General features: G+C 70.5%; 2 protein-coding genes. Both read right to left on the bottom strand.

Annotated features, from left to right (window positions below):
- Positions 1-57 precede the first annotated feature (57 nt).
- Positions 58-798: an ABC transporter ATP-binding protein gene (locus FV233_RS29515; RefSeq protein ID WP_147899646.1), complete on the bottom strand. Its 741-nt coding sequence runs from the start codon at positions 796-798 to the stop codon at positions 58-60.
- Positions 795-1010 carry a hypothetical protein gene (locus FV233_RS29520; RefSeq protein WP_147899647.1) on the bottom strand — a complete coding sequence of 72 codons (216 nt, stop codon included), beginning with the start codon at positions 1008-1010 and terminating at the stop codon, positions 795-797. The genes FV233_RS29515 and FV233_RS29520 overlap by 4 nt, the downstream gene beginning before the upstream one ends.
- Between the last annotated feature and the right edge of the window lie 126 nt (positions 1011-1136).

A 1136-nucleotide genomic window follows, 5' to 3' on the forward strand; every position in this document is an offset into this window, starting at 1 on the left:
GGCCCACCCTCCCCCGCAGAGGGGGGAGGGAGAGCGCGCGTAACGTCCGGTCGGCCATCACGCCGCCGCCCTCCCCGGTTCTGCGACGAGACGGCGGAACGCGTCGGCCAGGTTTTCGCCGGGCGCGCCGATAGTCCCGGCCCGGCCCCGGGCGACGATCCGGCCCCGGTGCAGGACCACGGCCTCGTCCTCCGGAGAGATCTCCTCGAAGATGTGCGTCGCCCACAGGACCGACAGGCCTTCCTCGCGCACCAGGGCGCGGACGATGGCCACGATGTCGGCCCGGGATTCGAGATCGAGGCCCACGGTCGGCTCGTCGAGCAGGAGCAGGTCCGGCCGATGGATCAGCGAGCGGGCGATCTCGATCCGGCGCGACTGGCCGCCCGACAGCGTGCGGACCTTGTCGTGCCTGCGGTCCGCCAAGCCGACCCGGTCGAGCAACGCGCCGACGCGCAGCTTCCCGACCGTGCGGGTGATGCCGTGCAGGCTGGCGTGATAGAGCAGGTTCTGCTCGACGGTGAGGTCGGTATCCAGCGTGCGTGCCTGGAACACCACGCCGAGCCGGGCCAGCGCCCGGGAGGGCTCCCGGTCGAGTCCGTGGCCGAAGATCGAGACCCGGCCGCTCTGGTTGTTGTACAGGCGGGTGATCACCGAGAACAACGTGGTCTTGCCGGCGCCGTTCGGCCCCAGCAACGCCGCGAAACGCCTGCGCTCCACCGTGATCGACACGTCGTCCAGCGCCGCGCGGGCCCCGAACCGGTGGCCGACATGCTCGACCAAGAGTGCCGCCTCGCTCATCGCCCGAGCGCCCTGCGGGCATCCGCGACTGCGTCGAGGCACTCGTCGAACTCACCCTCCTTCTGCTCGCGCTCGGCGACCCGCAGGGCTTTCTTGAGTTTTGGAAGAGCGGTTTCGGACGAATTCGCCGCCAACGCGTCGCGGATCATCGCGATGCCCTCCGCGCAGGACGCCGCGTCGTCGGCCGCCAGGGCGGGGGTGGTCAAAAAGATGCTGACGAGTAAGAGCGCGAACCCCCTCCCCCCCCTGCGGGGGAGGGTGGCCCCCGAAGGGAGTCGGGAGAGGGGAGCGACGGTGCAGGATGAGGTGGTGACCTTCATACCGACACAGCCTTGTCC

The organism is Methylobacterium sp. WL7 (genome assembly GCF_008040085.1).
Lineage (GTDB): Bacteria > Pseudomonadota > Alphaproteobacteria > Rhizobiales > Beijerinckiaceae > Methylobacterium > Methylobacterium mesophilicum.